A 6,760-nucleotide genomic window follows, 5' to 3' on the forward strand; every position below is an offset into this window, starting at 1 on the left:
ACACCCGGTCCCATTCCGAACCCGGTCGTTACGGCTTCCAGCGCCGATGGTACTGCACCCGAGAGAGTGTGGGAGAGCAGGACACCGCCAAACATAAAACATATGAAAGGGCCCGACACGAAAGTGTCGGGCCCTTTCTCGTTGCCTCGGGATAGGATTCGCCCTGTGGTTGACGAGCAGGTTCGACGAGTCGGGGTGTTCGGGGGAACGTTTGATCCGCCGCATCTCGGGCACCTTGTGGCCGCCAGTGAGGCGGCCTTCGAGTGCTCGCTGGACGAGGTCGTGTTCGTCCCGACCGGGGACCCGTGGCAGAAGCATCACCTGAAGGTCACCGAAGCGTCTGCGCGCCTTGCGATGACCAGGCTCGCGGTCGGGTCGGACCTCTCGTTCCGGGTGAGCACTTGCGACATCGACCGGGACGGTCCCACGTACGCGGTGGACACCGTTGCCGACGTGCGGGCGGAGTACGAGCACGACGTCGAGCTGTTCTTCATCATCGGCGCCGATTCACTGGAGAACCTGCACACCTGGCATCGCGTCGAGGAGCTGTGCAAGGCGGTCAAGTTCATCGCGCTGAATCGCCCGGGGCATTCGCGCAGTGAGGTCGACACCTCGTTCGGCGTCGAGGTCGAGTTCATCGACATGCCTTCGGTCGACATTTCCTCTACCGAATGCCGCCAGCGCGTCAGGGAAGGCCAACCGGTGCGTTATCTGGTGCCGGAGTCGGTGGCGATCCTCATCGAGGAGCGCGGCCTTTACCGCGGTTGAGGTTGGGACGATCGGCACAGCGAACGGCGCGAAACTGGGAAGGCGTCGTCGTACCCCTCGTGTAAGACTAGAGCGGACCGGTGAACGCCGGTGGAATCTCGTCGTCAGGAGCGTTCGTGACCGCAAGTGAAACCGCCAAGACCCTGGCTTTTTCCGCAGCCCAGGCGGCGGCTGACAAGAAGGCCTTTGCCATCAACATCCGGGACGTCACTTCGAAGATCGCGTTGACCGATGTCTTCGTGATCGTCTCGGCCTCGAACGAGCGGCAGGTCCACGCGGTCGTCGACGCGGTCGAGGAGCGGCTCATCAAGGAGCACGACACCCGTCCGCTGCGGCGCGAGGGCCGCGGCGGGGACCAGTGGGTGCTGTTGGACTACAACCACATCGTGGTCCACGTCTTCCACCAGGAGGCCCGTGACTACTACGGTCTCGACGGCCTGTGGAAGGACTGCCCCGAGATCGAGTTCGTCGACCAGGCCGACGCTGAGCGGGCCGCGGCGTTGGACGAGGAGGACGAGCGGTGAACCGCCTGCTCGTCGTCCGGCACGGGCAGACCGCGTGGAACATCGAGGGGCGGATCCAGGGGTCGACCGACATCGACCTCGACGCGACCGGGCGCGAGCAGGTCCTTGAGGCCGCGCCGGAGCTGGCCGCGTACGAACCGCACCGGATCATCTCCTCGGACCTGCGGCGCGCCGTCGACACGGCCCGGCCGATCGCGGAGTTGACCGGGATCGAGATCGAGCTCGACAAACGCCTGCGCGAGCGCGCGTACGGCCCCTGGGAGGGCCTGCAACAGCATGAGATCGCCGAGCGGTTCCCCGAGGACCACCGGCGGTGGCGTTCGCAGGAGCCGTTGCAGCACCCGCAGATCGAGACGTGGGGCGACCTGCACCGGCGCACCGCCGAAGCGGTGCGGGACATCGTCGAGTCCGAGGCCGAGGGGACCGCGATCGTGGTCTGCCACGGCGGCAGCGCGCGGCAGATCGTCGGCGGGGTCCTCCAGTGGAGCGAGGGCGCGGCGAGCAGCCTCTCGGGCATGGACAACGCGCACTGGGCCGACCTGCGGCGCATGCGTTCGGGCAAGTGGCGGATGTTCGGCTACAACCTCGGCGTCCCGGCGCCGCACACGGTCGGGACGAGCCCGCTCGCCAAAGGCCAGGTCGCCGGTCGCTAGCGGCCGAAGGCTGGACTGGGGCGGGCCGTGGTTTTAGGCTCGGTCCTGGTGCAACCGCGCCGGGACCGGAGGCGTCAAATCGGCATGGACACGCATGAATCCCGCGTCAGACGAATCGTGAACCTGTCCGGCCTGGTGGCCGGCGCGCTGCTGTTGTCGGTGCTCGCCGCGTGCGGGGCCGGCGACGGCGGGTCGGGCGAGGAGTCGGCGACCCCGACGAGCGCGGCGCCGACTTCCGCCCCCGAATCGACCGAGGAGAGCCCTGTGCCTGAGGAGACCACCCCGTACCTGGACCCGTCGGCGGGCGAGCCGTCGAAGTCCTCGGGTTCGGAGACGACCATTTCGGGGACCGTGGAGGCGGGCGTCGAGGCCGGCTGCCTCGTGCTGGAGCACGGGGGGACCGTGTACGGCATCTACGGGAGCTTCGACGCCTCGGTGGTGTACGCGGGCGCTTCGGTGACGCTGCACGGCAAGGTCGACAACGACATGATGACGACCTGCCAGCAGGGGACCCCGTTCGTGGTCGAGGAAGCCGAGGCGGCGGGTTAGGTAATGTGGCGGCGTGACCGTCGTCGTCGTTACCGATTCCACCTCCGCTCTGCCTGAGGCGCTGCGCGGGGTGCCCGGCCTTACGGTGCTGGGCATTCCGGTGCTGATCGGCGGTGTCGAATACCGCGAGGGCGACGACATCGGCGGCGACGAGATCCTCCGCGCGATCCGGGAGGGGCAGACCGTGACCACGTCGGGGCTGCCGCCCGAGGAGCTGCGGGCCACGTACCGGCGGCTGCTCGACGAAGGCGCCAGCGGCGTGGTCTCGGTGCACCTGTCCGGGCGGCTTTCAGGGACTGTGGCGGCGGCCGAGGCCGCGGCGGCCGGATTCGAGGGCCGTGTCGCGGTGGTTGACTCGCTCGGGGCCGGGATGGGGGTCGGGTACCCGACGCTCGCGGCCGTCGGCGCGGTCGAGAAGGGCGCGGACCTGCTCAGCGCGGCCGCGGCGGCGCAGGACGTCATCGCCCGGACCACGACCTACTTCTATTTGGACACTCTCGAGTTCCTTCGCCGCGGCGGCCGGATCAGTACCGCCCGGGCGATCGTCGGCACCGCGTTGTCGGTGAAACCCATTCTGGGCGTTGAGGACGGGCGCATCGACGTGGTCGAGAAGGTTCGGACCCCGACGCGCGGGTTGCAGCGGCTCGCGGCGCTCGCCGTCGCGGACGCCGGTGACGCCGAGGTCGAGATGACCGTGCATCACCTCGGCGCGCAGCGGCGGGCCGACGCGCTCGCGGGCTGGCTGCGGGAGCGCTTCGAGGGGCGACTGCGGCGCATGGACGTGACCGAGGTCGGTGCGGCCGTGGGCGCACACTGCGGGCCGGGACTGGTCGGGGTCATCACTCGCCGCGTGCCTTGACGCGGCACGCATTATGGCGCCGGATTCGGGCGCCGTCCACACTTTCCGCGGTTATCCACAGGCCTGATTCGGTTATCCACAGGCCGGAAAAATCTCCGTCACGGCCGTAACCGGTGCTCGTTGACCCGGGTATGGAACGCGAAGACCGTGAAGCGACCGCCGCACTCGCCGCGAAGCTGCGCTTGAACCTCGACCGAGCCGACGACCGCATCTGCACCGAGACCGTTGACGCGGCCAGCGGTGAGACTCAGCCCGCACCGCCCACACTGCACCCGCCGCCCGCGCGCCGGTTCGACGAGCGCCTGGAACGCCTCCAGACCCGGCTCGGGCTCTCGCACCTCAACCGGTGGGTCCTGGTCGTCGTCGCGCTGATCGTGGCCGCGGTCGGGCTGTCGGTCACGATCCTGTCGTGGCCTGATGCCGAACCCGCGGCTTCCGCGCCAGCGGCAGCCCCTGAAGCGGCCGAGGCCGCCGCGGAGACGATCGTGGTCTCGGTGGCCGGGGCCGTGAACGAACCCGGAATCGTGGAACTGGAGGCCGGGGCTCGGGTTGCCGACGCGATCGAAGCCGCCGGCGGCCTCGCGGACGGCGCCGACCCCGGGTTCCTCAACCTCGCTCGGGTCGTCGCCGACGGCGACCTCGTGGCCGTCCCCGACGCCGCCGATGAGGCACCTCCGCCCGGCACCGAAGGCACCGCGGGCGGACTGGTGAACGTCAACGTCGCCAGCGCCGCCGAACTCGACTCCCTCAAAGGGATCGGGCCGGTGCTGGCCGAGCGGATCATCGAATACCGCGAGGCGAACGGCAGCTTCCAGTCCGTCGAGGAGCTCGCCGAAGTCTCCGGCATCGGCAACGCCCTGCTCGACCAGATCCGCGAGCAGGTGACCCTATGAGCGCCTTGAGGATCGGAGGGCGGAGCCGTGAGCGCTGAATTCCATCTCCGGCCCGCGTCGTCCGAGCTGGTCCGCCGCGACTGGCGCCTGCCCCTGGCCGCCGCGGGCGTGTGGGCCGCGGCCCTCGCGGGACTGTACGGCTCGGCGATGAGTGGAGTGGTCATCGCGGTCGGCTGCCTCGTGGTGGTCTTGTTGGGCCGCAGGCGAGACCGCGGCTTTGCCGCCGCCGTGGCCACGGTCGCGTTCGGAGGACTCCTGGGCTCTGGCGTCACCACGATCCACGTCGCGATCCGCGACCATCCCGGGCTCGCCGCGCTCACCGAGGCGGAGACGGTGGGCGAGGCCGAACTGGTGCTGCACACCGTGCCCAAGCCCTCGACGCGTCGACCGGACATGGTCACCGCGACCGCGAGGCTGCGCGCGTTCCACACCGAAGACACTGCGCTTCAGGGGAACTGGCAGGTGCTGCTGGTCGCCAGCGGTGAGGAGTGGAAGGAGGTCGCGGCCGGGCAACGGCTCGCCGTGCCCGCGGTGCTGCGTGAGGCAGGCGAGGGGCGGTTGACGGCCGCGATCGTGAGCGCCCGCGGCCCTCCCGAGCTCGACGGGGAGCTGCCGCTGCACCACCGGTTCGCCGCTCATGTGCGCGAACGGCTGGCGGTGGCCGCTGAAGCGGTGCCGCAGCCCGAGTCCGGTCTGATCCCGGCGCTCGCGGTCGGGGACGCGTCGATGATGGATCGGGACATGGCCTCGGACTTCCGCGAGACCGGGCTGGTCCATCTCGTGGTGGTCTCCGGGTACCACCTGAGCCTGGTGGTCGGGACGGTGCTCGCGGTGTCGGTGGCGTGCCGCGCGGGACCGCGCGGCCGGGTGCTGGCCGGGGCGATCGCCGCGGCGGCGATCGTGGTCGTGGCCGGGCCGCAGCCGAGCGTGCTGCGAGCGGCGGTCATGGCCGGGATGACGCTGCTCGCGCTGGCGGCCGGTCGGCCGCGGGCGGCGATGCCCGCGTTGGCCACGGCGGTCCTGGTGGTGGTGCTGGCCGACCCCGACATGGCGGCCCAGGCCGGGTTCGCGCTGTCGGTGGCCGCGTGCGTCGGGTTGCTGCTGTTGGCGTTCCGGTGGGCGCGGCCGCTGGAGCATCGGGGCTGGCCGCCTTCGGTGGCGCTGGCGGTGACGATTCCACTGGCCGCGCAGGTGGCGGTGACGCCGGTGCTGGTGGGCCTCGGCAGCGGGGTGAGCCTGGTGTCGGTGCCGGTGAACTTGTTGGCGGCGTTGGTGGCGGCGCCGGTGGTGGTGCTGTCGGTGGGCGCGGCCGCCGCGGCGGCGGTGTGGCTGCCCGCGGGGGAGTTCGCCGCGCAGTTGGCGGCGATTCCGGCGAGGTGGTTGATCTGGTTGGCGCGCACGGGAGCCGAGGTGCCGGGGGCGATGCTGCCGGTGCCGGGCGGCGTGTGGTGGGGTTTGGCCTCGGGTGCGGTGATGGCGGCGTTGATCGCGCTGCTGCATGTGCGGCGGTTGCGGCGCCCGCTGCTGGCGGTGCTCGCGGCGGCGGTGGTCGGGACGATTCCCGCGTGCGTGTTGCGGGACGGGACGCCCTCGGGCTGGGTCGTGACGATGTGCGATGTGGGGCAAGGGGATGCGCTGGTCCTGCCCGCCGGGGACGCGGTGATCGTGGTGGACGTGGGGCCCGATCCGGCGGCGATGGACGAGTGTCTGGACGAGTTGGGGGTGGATCGGATCGCGCTGCTGGTGTTGTCGCACTTCCACATCGACCACACGGCCGGGATCGGCGGGGCGATGGAGGGACGGGAGGTCGAGGCGATCCTGGCGCCGCCGCCGGGGGAGGCGCGGTACGGGTTCGCGATCGTGGAGGAGCAGGCCGGGGCGGTACCGGTGCTTGAGGCCGTGCCGGGGGAGGTGTTCGAGTTCGGCCAGACGCGGCTGGAGGTGCTCGGCCCGCCGGCGGACCTGTTGAGCGGCACGCGGTCGGACCCGAACAACAACTCGGTGGCGTTGCGGGCGGAGGTGTCGGGGACGAGTGTGCTGCTGTCGGGGGACGTCGAGTTGGAGGGCCAGCGGGCGCTGCTCGGGCGCGGGGCGGCGCTGGACGTGGAGGTGTTCAAGGTGCCGCATCACGGATCCTCGTTCCAGGCCAAGGAGTTCCTGGAGGCGGCCGACCCGGCGGTGGCGCTGGTGGGCGTGGGCGCGGGCAACGAGTACGGCCACCCGGACCCGGGCCCGGTCGGCCTTTTGGAAGAGCGCGGAGCGCTGGTGTTTCGGACGGACGTCGACGGCCGGATCACGGTGGTGCGCAACGGGGACCGGTTGGAGGTGACCACGGAAAAGTGAACGGCGATTCGCGGCAAATCGGACATTCGCAGCGCCCCCCGATTCAAGGATCCCGCACGGGTACGACAAACTCCCTGGCGAGGGGGCGAGGGGGCGAGGGGGCGAGGGGGCGAGGGGGCGAGGGGGCGAGGGGGCGAGGGGGCGAGGGGGCGAGGGGGCGAGGGGGCGAGG

Annotated in this window: 7 protein-coding genes and 1 rRNA gene; all 8 read left to right on the forward strand. The window is 70.9% G+C overall.

The genetic code is table 11. The features are described from left to right. A 5S ribosomal RNA gene (gene rrf / locus AB0B28_RS22545) occupies window positions 1-93 on the forward strand; the annotation flags it as partial. Window positions 94-102: 9 nt separating this feature from the next. Continuing rightward, complete coding sequence (gene nadD, locus AB0B28_RS22550; protein ID WP_360124968.1) at window positions 103-768, forward strand: nicotinate-nucleotide adenylyltransferase; 666 nt, start codon at window positions 103-105, stop codon at window positions 766-768. A 116-nt stretch (window positions 769-884) separates the two neighbouring features. Further along, window positions 885-1,292: a ribosome silencing factor gene (gene rsfS, locus AB0B28_RS22555; protein ID WP_360124971.1), complete on the forward strand. Its 408-nt coding sequence runs from the start codon at window positions 885-887 to the stop codon at window positions 1,290-1,292. Continuing rightward, window positions 1,289-1,945 (forward strand): histidine phosphatase family protein, encoded by a 657-nt coding sequence (locus AB0B28_RS22560; RefSeq protein WP_360124974.1) that lies wholly within the window; start codon window positions 1,289-1,291, stop codon window positions 1,943-1,945. The genes rsfS and AB0B28_RS22560 overlap by 4 nt, the downstream gene beginning before the upstream one ends. Before the next feature lie 84 nt (window positions 1,946-2,029). Then, window positions 2,030-2,494 (forward strand): hypothetical protein, encoded by a 465-nt coding sequence (locus tag AB0B28_RS22565; RefSeq protein WP_360124977.1) that lies wholly within the window; start codon window positions 2,030-2,032, stop codon window positions 2,492-2,494. Window positions 2,495-2,507: 13 nt separating this feature from the next. Continuing rightward, a complete protein-coding gene (locus AB0B28_RS22570; protein WP_360124980.1) occupies window positions 2,508-3,353 on the forward strand; it encodes a DegV family protein in 846 nt (281 codons plus the stop codon). Between the two features lie 131 nt (window positions 3,354-3,484). Further along, window positions 3,485-4,246, forward strand: coding sequence for a helix-hairpin-helix domain-containing protein (locus tag AB0B28_RS22575; RefSeq protein ID WP_360124983.1), 762 nt, complete (start codon window positions 3,485-3,487; stop codon window positions 4,244-4,246). Window positions 4,247-4,273: 27 nt separating this feature from the next. Beyond that, entirely contained in the window at window positions 4,274-6,589 is a 2,316-nt protein-coding gene (locus AB0B28_RS22580; protein ID WP_360124986.1) for a ComEC/Rec2 family competence protein, read from the forward strand. Window positions 6,590-6,760: the final 171 nt, after the last annotated feature.

This window comes from Glycomyces sp. NPDC046736 (assembly GCF_040645615.1).
GTDB lineage: Bacteria > Actinomycetota > Actinomycetes > Mycobacteriales > Micromonosporaceae > Glycomyces.